The sequence below is a fragment of the Vibrio sp. SALL6 genome, from assembly GCF_002002385.1.
Lineage (GTDB): Bacteria > Pseudomonadota > Gammaproteobacteria > Enterobacterales > Vibrionaceae > Vibrio > Vibrio parahaemolyticus.
In genome coordinates this window covers 24249-49261 of the sequence record NZ_MQVK01000021.1, presented here as the reverse complement: position 1 = coordinate 49261, position 25013 = coordinate 24249, and the positions used below count along the sequence as shown (strand labels likewise).

At 43.1% G+C, this 25013-nt stretch carries 28 protein-coding genes and 1 riboswitch; of the genes, 18 read left to right on the top strand and 10 right to left on the bottom strand.

Annotated features, from left to right (window positions below; all coding sequences use genetic code 11):
- The first annotated feature begins 127 nt into the window (after positions 1-127).
- From BIW15_RS13535 to BIW15_RS25340, 11 genes are all read left to right on the top strand, one after another.
- The gene (locus tag BIW15_RS13535; protein WP_005463399.1) at positions 128-841 is read left to right on the top strand and encodes a response regulator; all 714 of its coding nucleotides are present in this window, start codon (positions 128-130) and stop codon (positions 839-841) included.
- The gene (locus tag BIW15_RS13530) at positions 842-2128 is read left to right on the top strand and encodes an ATP-binding protein (protein WP_077281165.1); all 1287 of its coding nucleotides are present in this window, start codon (positions 842-844) and stop codon (positions 2126-2128) included.
- 172 nt (positions 2129-2300) lie between these two features.
- Positions 2301-2690 carry a hypothetical protein gene (locus BIW15_RS13525; RefSeq protein ID WP_005463395.1) on the top strand — a complete coding sequence of 130 codons (390 nt, stop codon included), beginning with the start codon at positions 2301-2303 and terminating at the stop codon, positions 2688-2690.
- 177 nt (positions 2691-2867) lie between these two features.
- The gene (locus tag BIW15_RS13520; RefSeq protein ID WP_005463392.1) at positions 2868-3224 is read left to right on the top strand and encodes a diacylglycerol kinase; all 357 of its coding nucleotides are present in this window, start codon (positions 2868-2870) and stop codon (positions 3222-3224) included.
- A 21-nt stretch (positions 3225-3245) separates the two neighbouring features.
- Complete coding sequence (locus BIW15_RS13515) at positions 3246-4901, top strand: phosphoethanolamine transferase (RefSeq protein ID WP_029825422.1); 1656 nt, start codon at positions 3246-3248, stop codon at positions 4899-4901.
- Positions 4902-5022: 121 nt separating this feature from the next.
- Entirely contained in the window at positions 5023-5958 is a 936-nt protein-coding gene (locus BIW15_RS13510; RefSeq protein WP_077281164.1) for a Gfo/Idh/MocA family protein, read from the top strand.
- Between the two features lie 154 nt (positions 5959-6112).
- The gene (locus BIW15_RS13505; RefSeq protein ID WP_005499370.1) at positions 6113-6262 is read left to right on the top strand and encodes a hypothetical protein; all 150 of its coding nucleotides are present in this window, start codon (positions 6113-6115) and stop codon (positions 6260-6262) included.
- Between the two features lie 13 nt (positions 6263-6275).
- On the top strand, positions 6276-7490 hold the full coding sequence (locus tag BIW15_RS13500; RefSeq protein WP_025500857.1) for an MFS transporter: 1215 nt from the start codon (positions 6276-6278) through the stop codon (positions 7488-7490).
- A 187-nt stretch (positions 7491-7677) separates the two neighbouring features.
- Positions 7678-8109, top strand: coding sequence for a YccF domain-containing protein (locus BIW15_RS13495; protein ID WP_005463381.1), 432 nt, complete (start codon positions 7678-7680; stop codon positions 8107-8109).
- A gap of 649 nt (positions 8110-8758) precedes the next feature.
- A complete protein-coding gene (locus BIW15_RS13490; RefSeq protein WP_179115288.1) occupies positions 8759-9100 on the top strand; it encodes a hypothetical protein in 342 nt (113 codons plus the stop codon).
- Positions 9101-9136: 36 nt separating this feature from the next.
- Positions 9137-9265 (top strand): hypothetical protein, encoded by a 129-nt coding sequence (locus BIW15_RS25340; protein WP_005477316.1) that lies wholly within the window; start codon positions 9137-9139, stop codon positions 9263-9265.
- A 69-nt stretch (positions 9266-9334) separates the two neighbouring features.
- Here the strand turns inward: BIW15_RS25340 and BIW15_RS13485 are convergent, their stop codons facing one another.
- Positions 9335-9751: a MarR family winged helix-turn-helix transcriptional regulator gene (locus BIW15_RS13485; protein WP_005463375.1), complete on the bottom strand. Its 417-nt coding sequence runs from the start codon at positions 9749-9751 to the stop codon at positions 9335-9337.
- Positions 9752-9753: 2 nt separating this feature from the next.
- Positions 9754-10668, bottom strand: a complete 915-nt coding sequence (gene dmeF, locus BIW15_RS13480; protein WP_015313458.1) for a CDF family Co(II)/Ni(II) efflux transporter DmeF — start codon at positions 10666-10668, stop codon at positions 9754-9756.
- A 235-nt stretch (positions 10669-10903) separates the two neighbouring features.
- Between dmeF and BIW15_RS13475 the strand changes: the two genes are divergently transcribed.
- Entirely contained in the window at positions 10904-11752 is an 849-nt protein-coding gene (locus BIW15_RS13475) for a patatin family protein (RefSeq protein WP_020838085.1), read from the top strand.
- Positions 11753-11918: 166 nt separating this feature from the next.
- On the opposite strand, the gene BIW15_RS13470 is transcribed toward BIW15_RS13475, so the two are convergent.
- Positions 11919-12767, bottom strand: a complete 849-nt coding sequence (locus BIW15_RS13470) for a pirin family protein (protein WP_025588798.1) — start codon at positions 12765-12767, stop codon at positions 11919-11921.
- Between the two features lie 460 nt (positions 12768-13227).
- On the opposite strand from BIW15_RS13470, the gene BIW15_RS13465 reads away from it, so the two are divergent.
- The 5 genes from BIW15_RS13465 (at position 13228) to BIW15_RS13445 (ending at position 16149) form a co-directional block, all read left to right on the top strand.
- The gene (locus BIW15_RS13465) at positions 13228-13440 is read left to right on the top strand and encodes a cold-shock protein (RefSeq protein WP_005463371.1); all 213 of its coding nucleotides are present in this window, start codon (positions 13228-13230) and stop codon (positions 13438-13440) included.
- 240 nt (positions 13441-13680) lie between these two features.
- On the top strand, positions 13681-13890 hold the full coding sequence (locus tag BIW15_RS13460) for a hypothetical protein (RefSeq protein ID WP_021484467.1): 210 nt from the start codon (positions 13681-13683) through the stop codon (positions 13888-13890).
- Between the two features lie 50 nt (positions 13891-13940).
- Positions 13941-14081 (top strand): PA3496 family putative envelope integrity protein, encoded by a 141-nt coding sequence (locus tag BIW15_RS13455; protein ID WP_005463370.1) that lies wholly within the window; start codon positions 13941-13943, stop codon positions 14079-14081.
- Between the two features lie 297 nt (positions 14082-14378).
- Positions 14379-14478, top strand: a riboswitch (purine riboswitch).
- A gap of 89 nt (positions 14479-14567) precedes the next feature.
- Positions 14568-15581 (top strand): adenosine deaminase, encoded by a 1014-nt coding sequence (locus tag BIW15_RS13450; RefSeq protein WP_077281162.1) that lies wholly within the window; start codon positions 14568-14570, stop codon positions 15579-15581.
- Positions 15582-15675: 94 nt separating this feature from the next.
- Positions 15676-16149, top strand: a complete 474-nt coding sequence (locus BIW15_RS13445) for a peroxiredoxin (RefSeq protein ID WP_005477269.1) — start codon at positions 15676-15678, stop codon at positions 16147-16149.
- Positions 16150-16193: 44 nt separating this feature from the next.
- Here BIW15_RS13445 and BIW15_RS13440 read toward each other — a convergent pair whose 3' ends face one another.
- The 4 genes from BIW15_RS13440 to BIW15_RS13410 form a co-directional block, all read right to left on the bottom strand.
- On the bottom strand, positions 16194-16598 hold the full coding sequence (locus BIW15_RS13440; RefSeq protein WP_005499396.1) for an SPOR domain-containing protein: 405 nt from the start codon (positions 16596-16598) through the stop codon (positions 16194-16196).
- Between the two features lie 286 nt (positions 16599-16884).
- Positions 16885-18054: a D-alanyl-D-alanine carboxypeptidase family protein gene (locus tag BIW15_RS13430; RefSeq protein WP_077281161.1), complete on the bottom strand. Its 1170-nt coding sequence runs from the start codon at positions 18052-18054 to the stop codon at positions 16885-16887.
- 1428 nt (positions 18055-19482) lie between these two features.
- Positions 19483-20340: a glutathione-dependent disulfide-bond oxidoreductase gene (yghU, locus tag BIW15_RS13415; protein ID WP_077281160.1), complete on the bottom strand. Its 858-nt coding sequence runs from the start codon at positions 20338-20340 to the stop codon at positions 19483-19485.
- Positions 20341-20552: 212 nt separating this feature from the next.
- Complete coding sequence (locus BIW15_RS13410; RefSeq protein WP_077281159.1) at positions 20553-21119, bottom strand: TetR/AcrR family transcriptional regulator; 567 nt, start codon at positions 21117-21119, stop codon at positions 20553-20555.
- Between the two features lie 99 nt (positions 21120-21218).
- Here BIW15_RS13410 and BIW15_RS13405 point away from each other — a divergent pair, with 99 nt between their 5' ends.
- On the top strand, positions 21219-21752 hold the full coding sequence (locus BIW15_RS13405) for a dihydrofolate reductase family protein (protein ID WP_020841854.1): 534 nt from the start codon (positions 21219-21221) through the stop codon (positions 21750-21752).
- A gap of 148 nt (positions 21753-21900) precedes the next feature.
- Here BIW15_RS13405 and BIW15_RS13400 read toward each other — a convergent pair whose 3' ends face one another.
- From BIW15_RS13400 to BIW15_RS13390, 3 genes are all read right to left on the bottom strand, one after another.
- Entirely contained in the window at positions 21901-23379 is a 1479-nt protein-coding gene (locus BIW15_RS13400) for a hypothetical protein (protein WP_179115286.1), read from the bottom strand.
- Complete coding sequence (locus BIW15_RS13395; RefSeq protein ID WP_077281157.1) at positions 23372-23962, bottom strand: chromosome partitioning protein ParA; 591 nt, start codon at positions 23960-23962, stop codon at positions 23372-23374. The genes BIW15_RS13400 and BIW15_RS13395 overlap by 8 nt, the downstream gene beginning before the upstream one ends.
- Positions 23963-24145: 183 nt before the next feature.
- Positions 24146-24865, bottom strand: coding sequence for a beta-ketoacyl-ACP reductase (locus BIW15_RS13390; RefSeq protein ID WP_025505730.1), 720 nt, complete (start codon positions 24863-24865; stop codon positions 24146-24148).
- Positions 24866-25013 lie beyond the last annotated feature (148 nt).

Genomic DNA, 25013 nt, shown 5'->3' with positions numbered 1-25013 from the left:
ATCAAAACGTTTGCTTTTTTTATATTATTAACTCATCGGATAACCTTATTCTTTACAAGCTTTATTTGAAATAACTCGCAAATTTGTTTAACTTTCAGTGATATCAAATACAGCACACATCACTTACATGAACGAACAAGAAATCAAGCCATCCCTTATCATTGTCGAAGACGATCCAAAACTACAAGATATGCTCGGTGAGTACTTTGTAGAACAAGGCTTCGACGTCCGCTGTATTGATAACGGCACCGACGCGCCGAACGCCATTTTAGACACTCAACCCGATTTAGTTTTGTTAGATTTGATGCTGCCGGGCCAAGACGGTTTGAGCGTTTGTCGTCAAATCCGCGAATGTTACAAAGGCAAAGTTCTGATGCTTACCGCAAGCGATGACGATTTTGATCACGTCGCTGCGCTTGAAATTGGCGCCGATGACTTTGTCACGAAACCTATCAAACCGCGCGTGTTACTTGCTCGTATCCGTATGTTATTGCGCAGGAAAGAAAGCGCTGCTCCAGCGCCAGAAAACGGCTTACAAATTGGCGTGTTGTGTTTAAACCGACTACGTAAATCTTGTACTATGAACCAACAGCCTGTCGCATTAACCGACGGTGAGTTTGACTTGCTGTGGGTACTCGCCACTCATGCCGAGAAAACCTTGTCGCGTGAATGGCTCACCAAAACGTTACGCGGGATTGAGTACGACGGTACAGATAGAACCATTGACAACCGCATCGTAACGCTTAGAAAGAAATTGGGTGACGCGTCTTGCTCACCTCAAAAAATCATTACGGTACGCGGCAAAGGCTACCTACTAATGCCGGATGCATGGAACGCATAAATGAGAAGGATATATCTAGAGAGCTTTTTAGGTCTGATCATTCTTTTTCTCGCCAGTCTGAAAGGTTATGAGCTCATCGTGTATGAGCTCAATACTGATTATGACTACCTACTTCAAGAACACAGTTCGCAAGCTTTCTACGATTTACTCTCTCCTATCTATGAAGAAAAAGGGCTTGAATACACCAAAAGCGAGCTAGAAAAGTTTGCCACGGCAAGCCATCGATTGTTGCAACCTCACACCATGGATGAGCTCCCACCCGAGGTGAAGGAAGTGTTCAATGAAGATCCTACCGCCAACATCGCCTTTGATGATGAACGGGATTTTTGGTTTCGCTTCGACGAGAGCACTCCCTTTTTCAAAATTAGCGACAACCCGAATAGTCCTATCATTCAAGCCGTCAATTTCGACGACAACATGGTGTGGATATTCTTCATCGCTGGTTTCGCGCTTTACTGTGTTTTGCTGATCTGGTTTTTAAGCCGCAGAATTCGTGAACTAGAAAGAGTCACCATCGAATTTGCGTCTGGTAATTTTAAAGCCCGCGCAAGCACGGCCAGCGCCAAATCGGTTGGCACATTGAACAAAAGCTTCAATAACATGGCCGATAAAGTCTCTCGACTCATTACCAGCAATAAAATGCTCACCAATGCGGTTGCTCACGAGCTACGCACACCAATTTTTCGCTTGCAATGGCAGGCTGATTTACTCGCCGACTCCTCTCTAAATGACCAACAGACAAAGTACGTCAATAGCATCGTTGAAGACATTGATGAGATGGAAGAAATGGTCGAAGAACTCCTTTACTACGCGAAAATGGAACGCCCAGAAACAGAGCTTCGGACCGAAAGTCTTGAGCTTAACTCCCTGCTTTTTGACCTAAAAGACAAATGGCAGCAAGAGACGCCATTGCCAATCACCGTTAAAGATACGGATTGCAAAGAAGCCCAAATTAAGACCGACCCCAAACTGCTCAAGCGCGCGTTAGACAACCTACTTCGCAATGCCATGCGTTATGCCGATAGCCAAATCATGTTAGAAGTGACCGAAGATGAAGAACACTGCATGATCAGCATTCATGACGATGGAAACGGTATTGATGAAAAAGACTGGCCTCACCTGTTTGAGGCATTTTACAGCGCCGACAAATCTCGTAATAAAAGCACCAGCGGCTTTGGTTTAGGACTTGCCATTGTAAGACAAATTATGGAATTGCAACGCGGTGATGTTTCTATTTCACACAGCTCTCTTGGTGGCGCCTGCTTCACCGTATCTCTGCCTAAATAACGGGCGAACAACGATAAAAGTTAAAGCGCAGTTCGCTTAGTTTCTGCGCTATCTTCTTCCTCATCCGCTCTTATTACATAAGACGACATTTCGATACAATCCATAGACAGAGACAAGTAATAAAACAGTGTACATTTAATCCATCAATTCACAGAGATAATGGATTCACCCCATGTATAAACCACTTTTACTCGTTGTCCTTTCTTCCTCACTTGCAGCATGTGCATACAACCAAAAGCCTGTTGTAGACATGACGAATGTTGACCAAGCGCAATACGAACAAGATTTTGCCTACTGCCAAGGTTACGCAGAAAAAGTCGACAAAACAGAGGCCGCTAAATCTGACGCAACCAATGGTGCAATGACTGGCGCATTAATCGGTGCCGCGGCAGGTGCTCTTGAAGATGGTATTGGCGGTGCAGCAGTTGGCGCAGTAGCTGGCAGTGCAGTCGGTGCTGGTGCAGGCGCTTTAGGTGGCGCGAATGATTCCACCAAAACACAAGCTCTCGTGCTACGCAAATGCCTACAAAATAAAGGTTACACCGTTTACGACCTTGATTAAGCATTAATCTAAACCACACAACCAAAGTACTTATTCATCAAATCAAACGTGACGTTTTTTGCTTGCACCCATATTCACAAATGTTTCACGTCTAACCGATTAGTCTCAGATCGCAATTTGGTGCATTTCGGTACTAACACACATCAATCAACCAATAATAAGAATTAAGGCCCAATTTTGAAGCCAGGTAAAACAGGAATTCGCCGAGTCATGGATGCGACCGGTTACTCAATTAAAGGACTAAAAGCCGCGTGGACTCATGAAGCCGCTTTCAGGCAAGAACTCGTACTGACTTTGGTTCTTTCTATCAGCGCATTTTTTCTGCCAGTGACCACGCTTGAACGTGTATTGATGATCAGCAGCCTATTGCTGATTTTAATCGTCGAACTTATTAATTCCGCCGTAGAAGCGGTTGTCGACCGTGTCAGCGATGACTGGCATGAACTCAGTGGTCGAGCCAAAGACATTGGCTCTGCAGCAGTATTTGTTGCGCTATTTCTTGCCCTATTTGTTTGGGCGTCGTTCTTGCTTTAGTTTTATTCAAGAAAGTAACTTATGAAGACTGTTGATTCTCCAAAGAAAGGTATCCCATACGTTGCCTTTACTGTTCTACTCGCGCTGTATTTCGCTCTCGTGGTGAACATCCCAATCTATAAAGAACTCATTGGGATTTTCTCTAAGTTAGACGAAGTCAAAATCGGTTTCATTATCACTATTCCGATTTTCTTTTTTGCCGCGCTTAATTTCTTATTCAACCTATTTAGCTGGCCATGGGTTGGAAAGCCGTTCTTTATCTTGCTGCTAGTGGTCTCTAGCTTAGTAAGCTACGCAGGCTATAACTACGGAACGCTGTTTGACTCTGGGATGATCGCCAACATCGTCGAGACCGACTCGAGTGAAGCAAGCTCTTATCTCAGCACGTATTCGGTCGTTTGGACGACGTTAATGGGTGTGATTCCTGCCCTGATTGTGTTCAAAGTAAAACTGCAACCACAACGCGGACAATGGCTACGCTTTGTGCTTACAAAACTGGTCGCGATGCTCGCTTCGTTAGCAGTTATTGCCGTGATTGCGGGGTTGTACTATCAAGATTACGCATCTGTGGGTCGCAACAACAGCTACCTGAAAAAAATGATCATCCCAACGCAATATGTCTACAGCGCGACAAGTTACGTAAAAGAAAATTACTTAACTACGCCACAGCCATATCGTGAAATCGGCACTGATGCACAGCAATCTTCGACCGCTTTACAGCAAGCGCAGGACAAACCGACGTTACTCGTTTTTGTAGTAGGTGAAACCGCACGTACTCAAAACTATCAACTGAACGGTTACGAGCGTGAAACTAACCCCTACACCAGCCAATTAGATGTTATTTCTTTTAAAGATGTGGCGTCATGCGGCACTGCGACAGCGGTATCTGTACCATGCATGTTTTCTCAGTTAACGCGCAATCAATTTGACCGTAAACAAGCTGATAACCAAGACAACGCGTTAGATATCATGCAACGTGCAGGTATCGACCTACTGTGGAAAGAAAACGACGGTGGCGATAAAGAAGTCGCGCATAAGATCAAAAAAATCGAAGTAGACAGAAAGCAACAAAACGCACTGTGCAACGGTCAAACTTGTTACGACATGGCACTACTGAGTGACTTTGACCAAGAAGTGTCGAACATGAACGGTAACCGAGTTGTAGCCATGCACCTTATTGGCAGCCATGGCCCAACTTACTTCCAACGTTACCCGAAAGAGAAAGCATTTTTCCAACCAGATTGCCCACGTGCAGACATTGAAAACTGTAGCGTCGAAGAGATCGTAAATACCTACGACAATACCATTCGTTACACAGACTTTGTCTTGGAACAAACCATCAACAAACTTAAGGCGTTAGAAGACAAATACAACACTGCGTTGATTTATGTTTCTGACCACGGTGAATCGCTTGGTGAAAGCGGCATGTTCTTACATGGTATGCCTTACGGACTTGCTCCGGATTTCCAGAAACGAGTACCGCTTATCATGTGGATGTCGCCAAGCTTTAAGCAAGCAAAACACATCAACACGGATTGCTTGTCCAAAGAAGCACAAAATGCAGGTAAGTACTCGCATGACAATGTGTTCCACTCTTTGCTTGGTATTATGGATGTAAAAACCCAAGCCTACGACGGTCAGTTAGATATCTTCAAAACCTGTCGAACCGTATCCTAAGTAGTTAGAAAAAGCCTGATTCAAAATGTGAGTCAGGCTTTTTTATGACAAGCCGTTTCTGCCAACCTCTTTTTCGCTCGTTATAATCAACGCCTAATGAAATCGAAACAGAGCGAACAACATGAAAATCGGTATTATTGGCTTAGGCGATATTGCGCAAAAGGCTTACCTTCCTGTCATTACTCAACTTCCTAATGTTGAGCTGGTCTTTTGTACCCGAGACGCCGAAACCCTCTCTTCACTAGCTCAGCAATATCGCATTAAGGAAAACTGTCAGGACTACCGACAGCTTACTGCGTTTGGTGTAGATGCGGTGATGATTCATGCCGCAACTCATGTTCACTTTCAAATCGCTGAATATTTTCTAAAACAAAGCATTCCTACTTTTGTCGACAAACCTCTGGCGGACAGTGCCCAACAGGTAGAGCAACTCTATGAGATTGCAGCTATCGCCAATCAACCACTTTATGTTGGCTTTAATCGCCGACACATTCCGCTCTACAACGACTATTTGCCAAACGTACAAAAAGGCGATGTCGCTAATTTGAAGTCACTGCGTTGGGAGAAAAATCGCCACAATCTGCCGGGAGAACTCCGTACGTTCATCTTTGACGATTTTATTCACCCGCTAGACAGCGTAAATGTTGTAGCAAAAGCCGATTTGCAAGACGTCTACATCACTCACCAATTTGACGGCCAACAACTCGCACGTCTGGATGTGCAATGGCAACATGGTGATACCCTACTACACGCTTCAATGAATCGTCATTTTGGCATAACAAACGAACGCGTTCAGGCATGTTATGCCAACCAAGCATTTGAGTTTGATTCGTTTGTGGAAGGTAAATTGTGGCAGGACAATCAAGAACGTAAGTTGAACTTAAAAGATTGGACACCAATGCTCACGAGTAAAGGTTTTCACGCTATGCTATTCGATTGGTTTAAGGTTGTTGAATCAGGCAAGCTGGATACAAGCACAGTGCAACGCAACATAGCGAGCCACCAGCTTGCAGAGCAGATCTATCAACGCCTAGAACAAGCCGTGCATTGCAATTAATCCCTATAACCAATCTATGCATGAAACGCATACATTAATTCACTTTTTGTCATTTGTTTCATTGACTAATCGTCACTAAACTTCGCGCTCATTTTTCTACATGAGCGCACAATGCATGCTTTTTTCTCAATCCATTTTCGCTCAGGTGTTGAGAATGTCTATCATGTTGGGGCTATCTCTAATCATCGTCCATAACTCTCCGAAGTTGCTGGAAATATTAGCAGAACAAGCCATCAACAGCGGTTGTCACCAAACAACGGGAGACAACGAACACCATGATCATTCTCATCACCACCATCATTAATAATGAGCAAACTATGAGTATTTTCCGATTTCCAGTTCTTGTTTGGCTTGGAATAGGGATTTTGATTATTTGTCTAGGGATCAGACAATCTTTCGGTATTTTTATGATGCCAATTTCAGACTACTTTCAGACCGGGCGCGAGTTCTTTAGCTTTGCTATTGCCTTGCAAAACTTGTTGTTTGGCGTATTCCAACCTTTTGTCGGCATGGCGTCAGACCGTTGGGGCGCGAAGCGTATTATCATTTTAGGTGCCTTTTCTTACGCTTTAGGTCTTTACCTTACTTCTATCGCCATTGAGCCAACCATGATGTATCTATCACTTGGCATTTTGGTCGGTTTTGGTTTGAGCGCAACCAGCTACGTCATTGTGTTAGGGGCGGTCGCAAAGGTTGTCCCTGCACAACATGCAGCTAAAGCATTTGGTTTAACTACCGCTGCGGGATCGTTCGGTATGTTCGCCATGATCCCTGGAGCACAAGTGCTTTTGAGTGATTTTGGCTGGCAAGGCGCACTTCAAGCATTCGCTGTACTGTGTAGCTTTATGGTGATGTTTGCATTGTTCATGAGAACTGCGAAGCCACAAGCAAGTAACCATGCAAATGTTCAGGAAGACACACAAACCCTAAAAGAAGCATTAAAAGAAGCTTTCTCTCACAGAGGTTATTGGCTGATTCATGCAGGTTTCTTTGTGTGCGGCTTTCACGTGATGTTCATTGCAACTCACTTACCAAGTTATCTGGCAGATAAAGATTTACCAGCCTCAACCGCCGCAATGGCACTGGCGTATGTTGGCATCTTCAACATTTTTGGTTCGTACTTCTGGGGTGTTATGGCGGACCGCTTCAATAAACGCCATGTTATGTCTGCGCTGTATTTAATCCGCACGGTAGTGATTGGTGCTTTTGTGACTCTACCTGTCACCGAGCACACCGCAGTCATCTTTGGTGGTGCAATCGGCTTCTGTTGGTTAGGCACCGTGCCTCTCACATCTGGATTAGTCCGCCAGATTTTTGGGGCTCGTTACCTATCAACACTTTATGGCTTGGTATTTTTTACTCACCAAGTAGGAAGCTTCTTGGGGGCTTGGGTCGGTGGTCGCATCTACGATTACTACGGTTCATACGATCCAATCTGGTGGTCAACCGTCGTTCTGGCACTCCTCGCCGCTTTGATTCACTTACCGATCAATGACAAGCCAGTATCGCGCTTGAATTTGGCAACCGCCTAACCAGAAAGGCTCTTAACGTCTAACGTTGAGAGCCTTTTTGTCAACAGCTCAATGATCTCCGCTTTCCTTTATCAAATGAGTATTCTCATCAATGATTTCTTATTTAAGATAAAGCGCACCCATTCATCCTCTGTTAAGATTTGTGTGACATACTTTGTAGAAAGTTATAAATCAAAAAGGGTTTTAGATGAGAACACTTGGCAACATCATCTGGTTTTTATTCGGTGGCGTATTCATGGGATTGCTGTGGTGGCTATTCGGTATTCTTGCGTTCATCAGCATCATCGGGATTCCGTGGGGGCGAGCTTGTTTCGTCATGGGTAACTTTTCGTTTTTCCCATTCGGCAAAGAAGCCATTTCGCGTGATGAACTAACCAATGAAATGGATATTGGCACGAGTCCGCTAGGCGTCATCGGCAACGTACTTTGGTTTGTGTTTGCAGGTTTGTGGCTGGCAATCGGTCATATCCTATCCGCCGCAGCGTGTTTCGTTACCATCATTGGTATTCCGTTTGCACTTCAGCACCTGAAACTGGCCGTAATTTCCCTCGCGCCTATCGGTAAAACTGTTGTAACGTCAGAAGAAGCGGCAATCGCTCGTTACAACATTAATCGTTAAGGTTATGTATCCTCTGAGCTTTCGGGCTCAGAGGGCAACGCCTGTTAAAAGTAAGCCTATTATTGCTACAGCGTATTCGATAATGGTTGATTGTATGCTCATACCGTCACCTTTAGGTTTATATCTTACCTAGCTCTGCACTGCTTCCAATTTATCCTTTATAATCAATTATATTTGTAGCCCATCACTTGAGTTGTTCAACACTTCAACTACAAACATCTCAACTCAACTTCCCTCTTACAAATTTTTAAAGCCGAACTATAAGCATAGCCAAAAGTAATCGACTTTGAGGAGAGATCTACGCGGTAAACGGAAGAATATTGGTCAGGAATCTTACTTTTTCAGGCCCAAGAACAACTTATGGTCGTATCTTTTTTTAACCACAAAATGAGCACATCAAAAGGCAAAGAACACTAAGGATTGAATAAATCAACAAACATTGATTGTGACGTAGACTAATTTATTTTGTTTGTCCTCTTCCCCTACCACCCCATATCATCCCCACCACAAACGCTCTTTGATATTTTTATTTGTAGTTCTGCCACCGACGTAAAAGTACGCCTTTTCATCCCACAATTTTGCTTTTACAACCGACCAGAACGTTCTGAGTCATTCAATGACTCAGCATCTATTCATGCAGGAATATATCGTGGATAAATATCAAGCGGCTTACGCAAAGCGTCTCTCAAAACTAAAAAGTGATAATAGTTCACCTAAGGCAATAGCTCGCCTTTGCGCTTGGGATTCGTTTTTTAACCAAGAGTTTGAACTTCAAGATCTTGAATATCAGATGGCCGATGCTGCGCGTCAGCGTTACGAGCAATCCAATGTAAAAAACGACATTTCGTTTAAAGCCTTCAAACACGCCTTCTACAACGAATCCATCGAGATCTATAACTTGACCGATGGCGCAGCCATTCAAAAAGTCTTTACGCCATTAATTATGCTTGCCACCGCTTGGATTGTGTTTGTGTGCTCTGTATCGAACTAAGCACGCAAATACACTCCAAGAGGGATGAGAATCATCATGCCTAAGATAACGTTACTTCTGCTGGCCACTACAATTGGTATTGGCATTACGGGCGCTGCATTTTGTGTTGGTGTGACTTACGCATTTACTCAGTTACCGTTAGAAAGCTGGTTTCTAAACCCATAAATACAAAAAAGCAGAACTCGATGCGAGTTCTGCTTTTCATTGTTTATTTGGCCGTAACTCGGATGAAACCTAGAATTCCCGGTTCATTTTTTCCAAACACGATAGAAAGGTTGATTGCTGCTCTGGCTCAATATGACGAGTAAGATCACGCACAAGATCAAGGTGCAACTGGTTATGATGGCGATGAATTTTCTCACCTTCTGGTGTGAGCCTCACAACGATAGCACGGCGATCTTCCGGATGAGGGCAACGTTCTATCAAATTCGCGTTCACTAACTTTTCGATTTGTACCGTTAACGTTCCGGTCGTGATGCCTAACTTTTCCGCCAGTTCTTTCATGCGCAGCGCACCATGGCCGCCCAGCACTTCAATGGTATGGACTTGGGCCAAAGAGTAGCCGGTTTCTTTTACGACTGACTGTTCCCAAGAAGACATCTTGTCATAGAACTCGGTCAGCATTTGATTCAACTTTTCTAGTTCGCTCATCGTCAGCTATTTTGTAACTCTAGAGTGAGGTGATGAATCTTATCAAACTTACTCAGTAATTGCTTAAATTCACTCAACGTTTTATCACTGTGATTATGTAACACAATCGCAGCCGAGTAATGATGTCCGCTCACCTTCCAAACATGCAGATCCAGCACGTCTGCGTATGGCTCAATCGTCTCTCTGATTGCCTGTAGGTACTCGTGATTAATATTCTCATCTAATAAGACTGGTGCGGTTTGCTTCATCAAACCGAGAGTCCATTTACCAATCACCAAAGCACCAACGATCCCCATAATGGCATCTAACCAAATCCATCCGTAAAACTTACCAATAATAAGTGCGACGATCGCCAACAGTGACGTTAAGGTATCTGCCAAGACATGAAAATACGCGGCGGCAAGATTGTGGTCATGGTGCTCGTGCGAGTGTCCATGCGAATGGTTATGATCATGTGGGTGGTCGTGATCATGATGATGGTGATCATGCAGCAGCAACATACTTGCTAAGTTAACCACCAAACCAATCACTGCGACCATAATCGCTTCGTTGAATTGAATACTCTCAGGGTTAAACAAACGGTGAACGGATTCCACCATCATCATTAGCGCCACCATGCCCAAAGCAATCGCGCTCGTAAAACCACCTAAAACACTGACCTTCCCGGTACCAAACGAAAAACGCTCATTGTTCGCATTTTGCTTAGCATAGCGATAAGCGAACAAGGTGATGCAAAATGCCGCTGCATGAGTGCCCATGTGCCATCCATCGGCGAGTAAGGCCATAGAGCCAAAAAGCGTGCCCGCAGCAATCTCAACCACCATAGTGACAAGCGTCAGAATGAGAACATAAAAAGTTCGCTTTTCACCTTTATGGTTATGAGAAACAAAATCGTGCGTGTGTTGTGCTATTGCCATAGATAAATCATATCCCTATTGCTCATTTTGTTTGATAATCAAAATATTTGATTTAAATTTAGTTTGACTATCAAACAAAGTCAACATGGAAAACTAAGAAAGGCGTTCATCACTGCACTCAAGATTGGCCAATCTGATGCCTCCCCGCATGAACATATGCGGCCTTGTTTGGGAATCAGCCGCTTATACGTTAAGCTGCCGTTACTCAACTAAAAGATAGAAAGCGGATAAGCAGATGGAACATGTAGGTTCTCGTGCACTGATTGTTGAAGGCGGCGCAATGCGAGGGGTATTTTCTTGCGGAATACTCGACCATTTTTTAGCTGCGGACTTTTCTCCCTTCGACAGCTTTTGGGGCGTATCGGCTGGCGCAAGTAATCTTGCCGCCTATTTGGCAAAAATGCCGGGCAGAAACCTAAAAATCTATCTCGATTACAGCCTAAGAAATGAATTCATCACCCCCAGCCAGCTCATACGCGGTGGTGATGTGATGGATTTAGATTGGATGTGGCAAGTGACACTTGAAGAGTTAGGCATTGATAAAGAAGTGCTCGCTGCTGATCCGCGTCCTTTTTTCCTTGTCGTCACTCGTCAAGATACTGGACAAGCAGAATACCTCACTCCGGACGTCGATATGTTAGCGGAGACCATGAAGGCCAGCAGCGCCCTGCCCGTACTCTATCGTAATGGCGTGCTCCTTAATGGCACTCGATATGTGGATGGCGGCGTTGCAGATGCCCTGCCAATTGCCGAAGCCATCAAGAGAGGAGCGACGAAAATCATGGTCCTGCGCAGCCAGATCGCCAGTTACCGGAAACCAAGATCAAAGTTCAGTGCCATCACAAAACGTATGCTGAAGGAAACGCCAGCTCTGATTGAGCCTATGCTGACACGTGACGTTCGTTACAACCAAACATTGGAACTGATAAACAACCCGCCACCAGGCGTTGAGATAATCCAAGTGTGTCCACCAGAAACGTTTAAGTTAAAACGCTTAAGCCGCTCACCAGAACCTTTGCGAGAAGCATATGAACTGGGAATTGAGGCTGGCAAACAAGCCATAGAACGTTGGAATTCAGTGTAAAGAAAAAAGCCACCTCGATTAAACGCAAGTTAATCTAGGTGGCTAACGCAAACTCGATGGCAGTGGATTATCGATTTGCTTCGCTACGAGCCCAATAAGCAGGCTCAAATACATTCAGCGTAATACTAAGACATCGGTCAAAATTGGCTGTTCGCTGTCGTTCGCTTTAATAGGTTTCGAACAGCCCTGAGTTGTAGTCCTGAATCGCTTGTTCAATTTCTTCGATACTGTTCATGACAAATGGGCCATAGTGAACCACCGGCTCATTGATTGGTTCACCTATAAAGAGCAGGACCCCACTGTTGTCTGCCGCAGTAAACTTTGCCGCCTCTCCTTTTGATAACAGCGCCATCTCACCTTGTTTTACAGTGCGTTGATTTATCTCGACACTCCCTTGGTACGCATAAATCATCATGTTATGGTCAGCGTCCAAAGCTAGCTCAAGCGTGGCTCCTCTATGAGGCCGCCAATCAGCAACAGTTGCCACAACACCAGTTTGAGTCAACGGCCCAACAATTCGTTCTCCCGCAATCATCAACTCACCAGCAATGACACGAACAAGCCCTGTCTTTGCAGTGTCAAATTCCGTGATCGTCTCTGGTTGAAAATCGTGGTATTGAGCGGGTTTCATTTTGTCTTTTGCTGGTTGATTAATCCATATCTGAAAACCATGCAGCTCACCGTCTTGCATAATTGGCATTTCACTGTGTATTACTCCGCGACCTGCCGCCATCCATTGTGCGCCACCAGAGCGCAATTCGCCAACATTGTTCATGTGATCACGATGTTGAAAATGACCTTTCAGCATATAAGTCAGCGTTTCAATCCCACGATGAGGATGAGGAGGAAAGCCACCAATGTAGTCAGAACGTTGATCGGATTTCAGCTCATCCATCATTAAAAATGGTGAAAAACTCGTGTTGTTAAAACCTGCAACTCGACGAATTTTAACACCATCACCGTCAGCGGTAGGTTGCGATGGAATCAACTGACGAATTGCTCTGAATGTGCTCATACTTCTTCTCCTCGTTCGCCTTGGTAGCTGTCTGCAAATCGCGTTTCAGCTCAGGCTATCGACATGGTTTTATTTTAGTTTGGAGAAAAATAATCATGAGCAGAGCGATTCGAGCTACTTATTCAAGTTTTTCGAACAATAGGAAATCGGTAACAAACACCATTGGTCATTTTTAATCCAGACCAAGTGCCCGGCGATTGATGATAAGTTCTCTCTTATCACATAAACGTTTTTGAATTTATTTGAAAATAAATGTAGCTATTTCTTAAACAAGGTGTATAGTGGCGCTTGGCTCTTCGAAGAGAGCTGTTAATGCTACATTTAGTTTAAGTTCCTTCTCAGTAAAATCTTGAATCCCCATTCAGACACCTGCGTACAACTTCCTCTTGATTGACATTCAATAGCTTAAAAAAAGATCCACCAATAATTTATCATTAATGTTTTTAATTCAGAGGTTTTTATGTCTGCTAAAGTAACTGGTTCAGTAAAATGGTTCAACGAAACTAAAGGTTTTGGTTTCCTATCTCAAGACAACGGCGGCCAAGATGTATTCGTACACTTCAACGCTATCGTTGCTGACGGTTTCAAAACACTGACTGAAGGTCAGAAAGTAAGCTTCAACGTAGAGCAAGGTAAAAAAGGTCCTCAAGCGACTGAAGTTACTCCTCTATAAGACTGCTTTTCTTGGTGCAGCATGTCCATGCTGCACCAAATCTCTCTCCTTCAAAAATATCCTCTCAACATAAACTCAGCCTAATTTCAGGCATTGCTTAGTGCTACCCAAAATAAATGGGTCAGTACCGCTTAACTTATTATTTAAAGGAAAAATCATGTCCTCAAGAAGAACAGGCCGTCAAAGGCATTGGTATCAATTACTTAACAAAGAAAAAATCGTCAAAAAACAGGAGAATAAATGTTAGAAATTGAATTTAATTTACATCAACCTAAAACCACTTGGAGAGCTAAAATATATCAATTGAATAGCGATATACTGAAGCGACATATATTGCCAAAACTTCAATATCGTAGTCATCTGATTGACTTCCAATATTGTGAAAAAACCTGCTCAGGCACTATTCTGTGTGACTCAGGTTCAAAGTTAGGAAGTTTTATTATCAAATAATGCTTTTTTAAGGCATTAATAATTCTCATCAATATTTTGGAAGATATCCAATGGCTAGAAAAAGTAAAAAGCAAATTGATAAGGAAAAGAAAGAATCTGAGGAAAATGCTGCCGCTGTAAAACAACGAACGCGCCGCCGTATCGAAGATATTATGGAGCAAAGAGCGTTTGATAAAATGTTTGATCTTTAACTCTGATTCCTACCTCTTCAAGCTTGTTGTGCAAAGGTAACCGCCACCTACCTTTCCACTCCGCTTTCCAATCAGTTTGCTATCTCTTAGCCAAAAAATACACTTCTTAAAATAACCTTCTCCACACCCAAATTTTTCTTCATCTTAAGCTTCACGCTTTGCTTCATCACTGTAAGCCAACTTTAGTGTGCGCTGAAAAACAATCCAAGTTCGAACATCCACTCGATATCTATCAAACTCTAAAAACGTACCGCACTCTCATTTTCTGACGGGTCTAGATATATTGATAAATTTACGTATAATCGCAAGCGTTTGCTTCGTATAACCCCAATGATATGGTTTGGGGGTCTCTACCAGTTCCCGCAAAGTGCTGATTACGAAGAGTTGAGATCACTGTGGATCTTACTCTTTGTGATAGCGTTCGATTTATTCCTATCTATACCTATTCTTAGAGTAACTGCATCCACAATACACATAAGGTGGAATATGAACGCATTTATTCAAGGTCTTCCAAAAGTAGAGCTGCACTTACATATCGAAGGTTCACTCGAACCAGAACTCATGTTTAAACTTGCCAAGCGCAATGGCATAGATATTCCTTATTCGTCACCAAGCGAATTGAGAGAGGCATACCAATTTGAAGATCTGCAATCTTTTCTCGACCTCTATTATCAAGGCGCAAATGTTTTACGCACAGAGCAAGATTTTTATGACCTAACGTGGGAATACTTGGAGCATTGCAAAGCAGACAATGTGATTCATACCGAGATATTCTTCGATCCGCAAACTCACACTGAACGTGGCATTAACTTCGACACCGTACTCAACGGCATTTCTAGAGCGCTGACAGATGGCCGCGAAAAATTAGGCATCACATCGCAGATCATCGCTTGTTTCCTTCGTCATTTGTCAGAAGAAAGCGCGATGGAAACACTGCAATCTGTTTTAAAGCATCGCGATAAAATCATTGGAGTGGGGCTAGATTCATCAGAAAACGGCCATCCACCAGCTAAGTTTTTACGTGTCTTCCAGAAAGCGAAAGAGGCAGGCTTGCTTACCGTGGCACATGCCGGAGAAGAAGGACCAGCGCAAAATATTACCGACGCGATTGAAATGTTGGAAGTGAGCCGCGTTGATCACGGCGTTCGCTGCGTAGAAGATGAAGCTCTAGTGGGATCTCTAATTGAAACCAAAATGCCACTGACCGTTTGCCCGCTGTCTAACATCAAACTTTGCGTGTTTGATGAAATGGGACAACACAACATCGTAGAGCTTCTGCGTAAAGGCGTGGCGGTAACCATTAACTCTGATGACCCCGTTTACTTTGGTGGCTACATGACCGATAACTTCCTTGCAGTGAATCAAGCACATCCAATGAGCAAAGAAGAACTGGCGAAATTCACGCTCAACGCTATCGATGCAAGCTTCATCGACAACGAGTTGAAGGCTCAATATCGTCATCAAGTCGAACAATATGTTGCACAACATTCATCGATGTAATGCGGTATACCCTTACAAACCCTCTGTGGTTAAAACGGGACTTAAGCGCTAGACTGAAAAAGCTCAACAAAGCACTTAATAAAGGAAGAAAATCATGATTCAACAAGGCCAAGCACTACCTTCTGCAACCGTAAGTGAACTGACTGCCGATGGCATGGTCAACCACGATGTGACCGAACTGTTCGCGAACAAGAAAGTGGTGTTATTCGCGGTTCCTGGCGCATTCACTCCAACTTGCTCAGAAGCTCACCTACCAGGCTACGTAGTACTCGCAGATCAATTAAAAGCCAAAGGCGTTGATTTAATTGCTTGTGTGGCGGTGAACGATGCATTCGTAATGAACGCATGGGGTGAAGCTCAAAACGCTTCTGAGATTTTGATGCTAGGTGACGGTGATGCTAGCTTTACTAAAGCGCTAGGCTTGGAAATGGATACTGGCGGCTTTGGCGGCGTTCGCTCACAACGTTACGCGATGATCATTGAAAACGGCGTAGTAACAACACTTAACGTTGAAAAGCCAAGTGAATTTGAAGTAAGTAATGCAGAAACTATTCTTGCAGCACTTTAAGAAAACACAAAACGGAAGCTCAAGCTTCCGTTTTTTTCAGGCGATTAGCGCATTCTCACGACACTAGTTTGTTGCTTACGTTGCATCTCTGCAAAAGTCAGTACAAACGGAGATGACTGCTTCACGTGGCTTGGCAGCGACGAAAGCGCATTGTAGGCTTCTTGCTTCGATTTAAAATCACCAGCTGTCACCGTATACCAACGTGTACCTCGGCTATTTTTCCAGTTAACCCATACAGGGTGTTTAGGGTCGATATAGCGAATGTATTCTTTCACATCTTTTTCTTTCTTCAGCGCTAGCACCTGCATGGTGTAGTGGTTGGGATTCAGGTAGCCGTATGCATCTTGAGACGACATCACACCCACACACTGCCCATTATCGATAGGTTGATGAGGCATAGCGCAGCCCATGAGCGAAAAAATCAATGTCAAAGATAAAATCTTGTGCACGTGTCACTCCATTTTTGTTCTGGTTTGTTTTCTCTCATACCCATCACGCACAAATGGTTGTGCAAAAACATCACTGAAGGCTTGGACTAACAACGATTTGTGAGGATTGGGATCACATCCAATATCGAAAGCTACGGCATCGTTATTCTTTGGCGTCGTTTTTAATAAAAAGCGATGGGAGAGCAAGAATAACAACACGTTTTAGCTTCTTTGGACATTACGAGTTGTTCAAAAAACTAAGGCGACCATTTAGGCCGCCTTAGTAAATTGATTTTATAAAAAACCTTTAAAACCAGCTTGCTACCAGTCGCTTAAACCAATCCAGAATACGTTTAAAAATCCCGCCTTCTTCCACTGGTTCGAGTGCAACTAGCTCGGTCTCTTTCACGACTTTTCCATCCACTTTGTATAGCACCTTGCCAACTACCTGATCTTGAGCAATTGGCGCAAGTAAATCACCGCTGTATTCCACTTCCGCTTTAAGTTTGTTTACGTCACTTTTAGGCAGAGTGAGATAAACATCGCGGTTCACACCAACTTTTAACTCATCCTTTTGCCCCATCCAAACGCGAGCGTTTGCGATATCAGTTCCTGCGGCCGTTGGCATCAAGGTATCGTAGAATCGAAAACCGTAACTAAGAAGTTGCTTACTTTCTGATTCACGCACACTTTGGCTCTTCGCCCCCATGACAACTGCGATAAGGCGCATGTCGCCATTGGTGGCTGACGTCGCCAAACTGTAACCTGCACCACTGGTATAGCCCGTTTTCATCCCGTCAACGTTCATGCTGCGATCACGAAGTAAACCATTCCGGTTGTATTGAGTAATGCCGTTGTACGTAAAAGACGTTTCGCTGTACATCGGATAGATATCTGGCAGATCACGAATGATTGCTTGACCCAACTTAGCTATATCATGCGGTGTTGAATACAAACTATCGCTATCTAAACCGTGAGGGTTAGTAAATGAGGAATTCGTCAAACCAAGTTGACTCGCCCAACTATTCATTAAGCTAACAAAGCCTGCTTCGCTGCCAGCGACGTGCTCTGCAATGGCAACACTAGCATCGTTTCCTGACTGAACCACCAATCCTCGATATAAATCAGACAGAGACACAGATGTGTTTACTTCGATGAACATTTTGGAAGAATCTGGGAAGTTTTTCGCCCAAGCGTTGCGACTAATGACAACTTGATCATCGAGACTGATATTGCCAGCGTTTACTTCTTGTCCTGCAACATAAGCAGTCATCAGCTTAGTTAAGCTCGCAGGGTTTAATCGCTTGTCTGCATCGCGCTCTACCAACACTTTACCTGTGTGATAGTCCATCAGTACATAACCGCGAGAGCTTAATTCAGGTGCATTAGGGACAACTGTTGGTGCAGCAAAGGCAAAGTGAGAGAAGGTAACAAGGCCGGTAAGGAAAGTCGTGTTGAATAAGGTAATTTTTCTCATAGTGACATCTAATCTTATTAGCAATCTGTGGCTTACAAACTAAGTCGAGTATATTGAAACGCCATACAGTTACAGCAGCTATGTTACGATTCGTTACCTTTACTCAATGTTTGTCGAGAAGAATGAGAGATGAGTAGAAATTTTCCGTCCACACATGTGATGCCCAAACGAGATCACGAAAGAACGGCCCCACGTCAATGACAGCTAGAATCCACATTTCTAGATACAGATAAGCAGATCACTCAAAACAAATCGTTCAAAATATGAAAAAGCACCCGCACAAACGGTGATGTCAGGGAGAGTACCTGTGCGGGCTTAAAAGGACAATTCAACCCAATAATTACAGAGCTGAAAAACTAGGGGTAATGAAAATCGGATAATCCAAGATCTTCAGTTGCGCTTATATTACTCACCTTACGTTTTATCTTGTTAGCTTCGCGTCAATACCAGAGTAATAGAGACGTGATACACAAAAATTGGGATTGATTTTATTGACGACGAATAAAATAAAAAATATCGAAGAGAAAACTCGGCACTGGTTAATTACATTTATAATAACCCTAAATCAAATTTATGATTTCGGATGTTTTTACCTTAAATAAACATCGTTAAATTTTTAATTTTCATTTTCTTTCATTCAGTCAGAAAGCGAAGAAAAGTACAACTTCCCTTTCTTAAAACTCAATGATGTCTTACGTGTTTTTTTGGAACTTTTACTTTCTGGATCAATAAATTGAGTATAGCAATGAGGGACTAAACACCCACTTTTCGCTCTAAACGATAAACCACTGTTGTTTAGATTGACACGCTGTTTCTTTACCACTAGGGATTCCAAACAATGGTTATCCTTAATTTGGGTGGCAATTCGATCGCGTACTCCTACCCAATACGCCTTAAACGACGACATCATAAATATCCTCTTTAATGACATGAATAACATACACTTGAGCTTTATTCCGTCACGACGAAGCAGGTCATTATTCCATATAAAAATTAATGGAAGGAATTAATAGCCCCTACTTAGATATGGTTTGGCTCTTTTTCATTTAAGAAATACGCTTTCATCTCATAATGTATAGAGATGCATATAGTTAACACTTTATGACTATTAATTAGAAAAGCGTAAGACGAAATTGTGCATATTCCATACAAAAACAAAGGATATGTCAAAGGTTAATTAGCAATTAATCAGTTATAAAACTCAAAACTAAAATTCATAACTGGCTATTATCAATAAAGACAAAAATAAATAATATCGACTTTACCATTTATAGATTTAGATTATATCAACATACGCAGTTTACTATTATTGAAAAATACATAATCAATAAACATACGAGCTATCTATTAATGATTATTTAGGTCTTAGTAGAGAATATTGAGGAACAAAAAAGCGCACCTTTAATGGTGCGCTTAACATCTTTTCGTTTAAGGTTTCAGCTTCAAAACATTATCAATGTCTGTAGCACTGTGGCGCTCAGCTAGTTGCTCCCACTCTTCACCCCATGAGCGGTTAACAATACGACCACGTTTTACCGCTTCACGCTCATCAATCGCTTTCGCCCAACGCACAACGTTTTTGTAGCTCTCCACATCTAAAAACTCTGCTGCATCGTATGCGCGGCCCAACACCAAGTTACCGTACCAAGGCCAAGTTGCGATATCGGCAATGCTGTACTCATCACCACCTAAAAAGGCGTTGTTTGCCAGACGTTTGTCCAGTACATCCAGTTGACGCTTAACTTCCATCGTAAAGCGGTTGATTGGGTACTCGAATTTCTCAGGCGCGTACGCGTAGAAGTGACCAAAACCGCCTCCTAGGTATGGTGCAGAACCTTGCAGCCAAAATAGCCAGTTCATTACCTCGGCACGCTTCGCGCCTTCTGTTGGTAAGAAGTGACCAAACTTTTCTGCCAAGTAGAAAAGAATGTTACCCGATTCAAACACGTTGATAGGTTCATCACCTGAGCGATCAACCAGCGCCGGAATTTTAGAGTTTGGGTTTACAGCTACAAAGCCAGAACCAAATTGGTCGCCATCGCCAATCTTGATCAAATACGCGTCGTATTCGGCTTCCTTTACGCCTGCCGCCAAAAGCTCCTCAAACATGATCGTCACTTTCTGACCATTAGGAGTCCCCATTGAGTAAAGCTGGAATGGGTTCTCTCCAACTGGCAACTCTTGCTCGTGACGTGCGCCAGAATCGGGACGATTAATGCTCGCCCATTGGCCGCCATTTTCACTGTCGTTAGTCCAAACTCTTGGTGGTGTGTATTCGTTAGCCATTGTTATTCCTTATCGTGTTTGAATGCACCTGTAGGCTGGTTCAAATCGCTACCAGCAGCAATGCTTAAAAATCCCCACCTTAAATTGGCTGGGCATAATCAAGATATTAGGTCGGAATCTTCAAATAAAAGCCCTTCCATCTCGATTAATTAGAACCTTTGGTTATGGGAATTTCTTTCACGATATAAGCAAAAACGTCGCGGTAATGTGAACTAGGTTCGAGATGCCAACAATGAGGAACAGATAAGGTTTAGAGGCCCATCCAACATATCGTTCTTAATCAAGCTTGCATCGTAGCAACAGCTAATCGACAGCGCAAAACCATGTAGGTAATCTGCCAATAGATCCAAACTGTCTTGCTCTACTTGCTGGGATAAACCCAAAGGTTGAACAATCAATTGATAGCGCTCAGTAAACACTTGAGCAGGTCCGTGGGATGTCATGCTCAACATAGTTTGCAACAGCCCGTTATACTCACGTAGCAGCTCAATATAACTAGCGCACAGGTGTTTGAGTTCGTTTTGCCAATCTTCATTCGCTTGCGGTTGATAAATGTCTTCCACCAATGATGTCGTTAACGCTTCAAGCAAAGCATTTTTGTTTTTGAAATAGTAATAGATCGCCATAGGATCCACATCCAATTGTGTCGCTAGCAGACGAACACTTGGTATCTTTCCGTCTTTTTTCATCAATAATTTAGCCGACTCCAGGATGCTTTCTGCACTCAGTTGTGACTGCTTTGCGGTCGGTCTTCCGCGTTTCTTTTCGTTGACAGACATTTGATCTTCTCGATAAACTCAGAATTATTCTACATTGTAGAATTAATTTTAAACCAACCTTTAACTTGGCTCAAGCATCACCATTTTGATGAGGTACTCATGGCAAACATCGTATTTATTGCAACCAGTCTGGACGGTTACATCGCAGATAAACAAGGCAAACTCGACTGGCTACAATCCGTACCAAATCCAGACAACATTGATACTGGCTTCGTCCCACTAATGGAGCGTATAGATGGCTTGGTAATGGGTCGTAATACATTAGATGTCGTACTGAGTTTTGGTTGCGATTGGCCGTACAGCAAGCCCGTGTTCGTACTCAGCAATACCATGACAGAAGTTCCACAGGGCTACGAAGACAAAGTTTTTTTAGTAAAAGGCGAGCTAAAAGATGTACTTGCTGACCTAAATACAAAAGGCTTTAACGAGCTTTACATCGACGGCGGCGTGACGATTCAAAACTTCCTCAAAGAAGATCTTATCGATGAAATGGTGATCACTCGCTTCCCTATCCTACTTGGCGGCGGCGCACCTTTGTTTGGTGATTTGCAACAACCACTCAATTTTAAAGTGACCAAGAGCGAAGTGGTGCTAGGCACCTTAGTTCAAACGACTTACGTGCGTGAAAGGTAATCTACCTAGATAATTTAAACAAAAGAAAAACGCCCTTCCTAGAGATAGGAGGGGCGTTTGTTGTGTTAAGTACCTGTGTTCAGCATCGCTCATTTTTGGACGAGGTCAGCGCAACAAATTTATGTCGCGCAGTGAGCCTAATGGCTATTCATGATGCCGTTGGTACTAGAATAGAATTAGAGTGAAGCTCATACCTAGTCTCTAGATTTTGTTTTTCTATGAAACTCTTTTCTTTCTGTGAGTAAGGATTTTTCGCTTTCAAATCAAGGAATATACCTTGATAACGCCACCCCTTACGGCGAAGTTCACTCACCGATTGCTCTCCACTTTGTAGCTTTCTTCCATACCTATCTCTGACTGTCACAATAACTTTGGTATTGTCCGGTTGCTCATCATATCCGTACCATATTAATGCCTCGGATTTTTCACCCAATATAAATGGATCATCGTTTGGGATATTTGAGCATTGAACAACGGTAAACGTTTGGTTCTCTCTGTCTTTTTTGTCGCGTTGGTGAGATAAGTATTTTAAGCCAGCAACAGATTTGAGTTTGTAATTGTAAGCGGCAGAATCATATTCAAAGTACGAGTCATCGTAATGTGGATACATGGCTTTTTCAAACCAATCCCCGCTTGGGTTATCGACAAATTTAATCTCTGGTTCAGCGTGACTTTCAACAAAAGAAGGCGTGTATTGATAGGTCACTTCAAAGAGATGCTCTTCCATGTCCGGCTTGGTAAGTGAATCAAAAGCTCGCCCCACAGATTTCTTGATTTTGTTAATCGAGTCAGGATGAGTTAAATAGATTTCAATTAAACCATGCCCTGCAATGTCTGCTGTGCTTGGCGCTATAACGGTATTCGGTACAGGGACAGAGCCAATTCCCGTTAGTTGCAGGCCATTAATAACAAGGTCAGAGGTTGATAAAATATAGTCACTATCAGGGGTTAATGTTGGCGAGGCCGGCGCAATATGAACCACGTGAATATTATCAGCGTCGTATCCTAATTGAGAAACAACATACTTGTAAGATTGGTTCACCCATAAGTTTCCTTGCGAGTGAGCAATATAAATTAGCTTTTTGCCTTTCCATGTATTGGAATCATTGATGAGTTTATGCTGCATCTGAGTTTTTTCAGTATCAGGTGAATCAATCGAAGTACTCAAGAGCTGCAAAAACTCACGAATCATCGTATTCATACCTTGACTGACAAGGTCGGAAACAAACCCTTTAAACCATGAAAAAGTCGCACTAATTTTTTGGATGATGGAACTGTCCTGACGTCCGCTAACGATTTCCCAAAACGCTTCCCATCGGTCAAATTGCTTTTGACCCAACTCTTGTGTTCTTTGATCAAAAGTTTCAGCAAAATCAGCTAAGACATTCAACCCGTTACTTTCAATGTAAGAGTCATTGTAGAACAGTTGATATTCAACTGGCTCACCGTTGAATTGCTTGATACCAAGGGTTGATTCTATTTTCTTCTGCCCTTGTTTAGCTCCTTTTAGTGTCGTAGCTACACCATTAAAAAAGCCGATTGTGTAGCCTTCAATATCGCAGGAATTGGCACTGACATGCGCGGGGAATATCGTGAAAATCAAAAGGGCACCTGTTAGCTTATTCACAGTATTGCTCCTCAGCAGGGAGCAATGTACTGACTGAACCATCTAGCAACTGATTGTAAGTAAGATAAGCCACCGTTCTAGCTTTAGTGTTGTATGTTAGTGCTGCGATTGTTTTTGACGTATCGATTGAGTCATCCACTGGGATACCGACAAAATCTTTGCAAGCGAGAACTTTATCGAACTCGTCGCCTATCGCCATAGCTTTGTCAATATTAGCCTCAGTCTTCTCACTCCAATCGTAATATAGGTTTTTCTGAGTTTGACGTGCATCTTGCTTCAATGCATTGCGCACTGGCTCTGACACTTCTAACGCATTGATGAATGCCTCGATATCGTCGCGTATTCCGTCTTTATTTTCATCACGACCTGTAAGGGAATCACTTCTGTCTAATGTGTAATCAAATTTTCGATATAGCAGAGCAAATTGGTCATCAATTGTAGGTTGAGCCTTTAGCTCTTTAGCAATATCCGGCGTTTTTTTAAAACTTTGGTGTGGTTGATTGTGATTTGGGTCTGGAGTCGGAGTGTTTTGCTGGTTACAGCCAAAGAGAATAAGCAGGCCAAGTAGCGATAGTTTTTTCATATGAATAATCCATGTTTTTTATGGATATTACATGTGCGCTTTGCGGATAGACCAATTGCGTTTTGTTATACCGAGTAAATAACTGGCAATTTAACTCTCCATGTTTGTATGCATTTATCTTGAGATAAAAACGCCCTTCACCTGAGCAAAGAGCGTTTTTTACTTGAGGTTATGGTTCGAACATTAAAGCACCAAACCGCCATCAATCTTGAGCACTTGTCCGGTTATAAACGCACTTTTATCAGAGACCAGAAACGCAACGCCATTGGCGATATCTTGCACCGAGCCCATGCGTCCTAGGGGCGTTTTACTTTCCATCATTTGAATGACTTTTTCTGGCAGGTTCTTCGTCATGTCGGTGGTGATAAAGCCTGGCGCGACACAGTTGACGCGTATCTGTGCACCCTTTCTTGAAAGTTCTTTCGCCCAGCCTTTGCTCATTGAGATGACGCCGCCTTTACTTGCGCCGTAGTTACTTTGCCCAATATTGCCATCCGTACCCACGATAGAAGAAATGCTGACAATGCTACCTGCGCCCTGCTCTAGCATTACTGGCGCGACGCGTTGAGTAAGTAAGAACACAGCCTTTAAGTTCACATCGATTACGCTGTCCCAATCTTGTTCTAGCATGTCTGGCAGCAATGCATCGCGAGTAATACCCGCATTATTAACCAGCGCATCGATTCTTCCATGCTGCTCTACAATACTGTCTACCACTTCGCTAACAGCAGCGGCATCGCACAAGTTAACTTGATAACTGCTTAGCTGTGCTGACTGGCTCCATTCCACAGGCGAGATATCCAGCCCAACGACGTGGAATCCATCTTCGAGTAATTGTTCGCAAATGGCCTGCCCTATACCGCGAGCAGCCCCTGTAACTACGGCGACTTTGTCGTGTTTCATCTTGGTCTTCCTTAAATGTTGAGATTACAAACTTGCTTGATCCTAGGCGCTTATCGTTATGTGGGTTTGTGCTTCTCATACGCAAAGGATTTTATTTCGTTAATGAAACTATAGGAATATTCTGGAAGTCTGATGTGAACGAATCAAG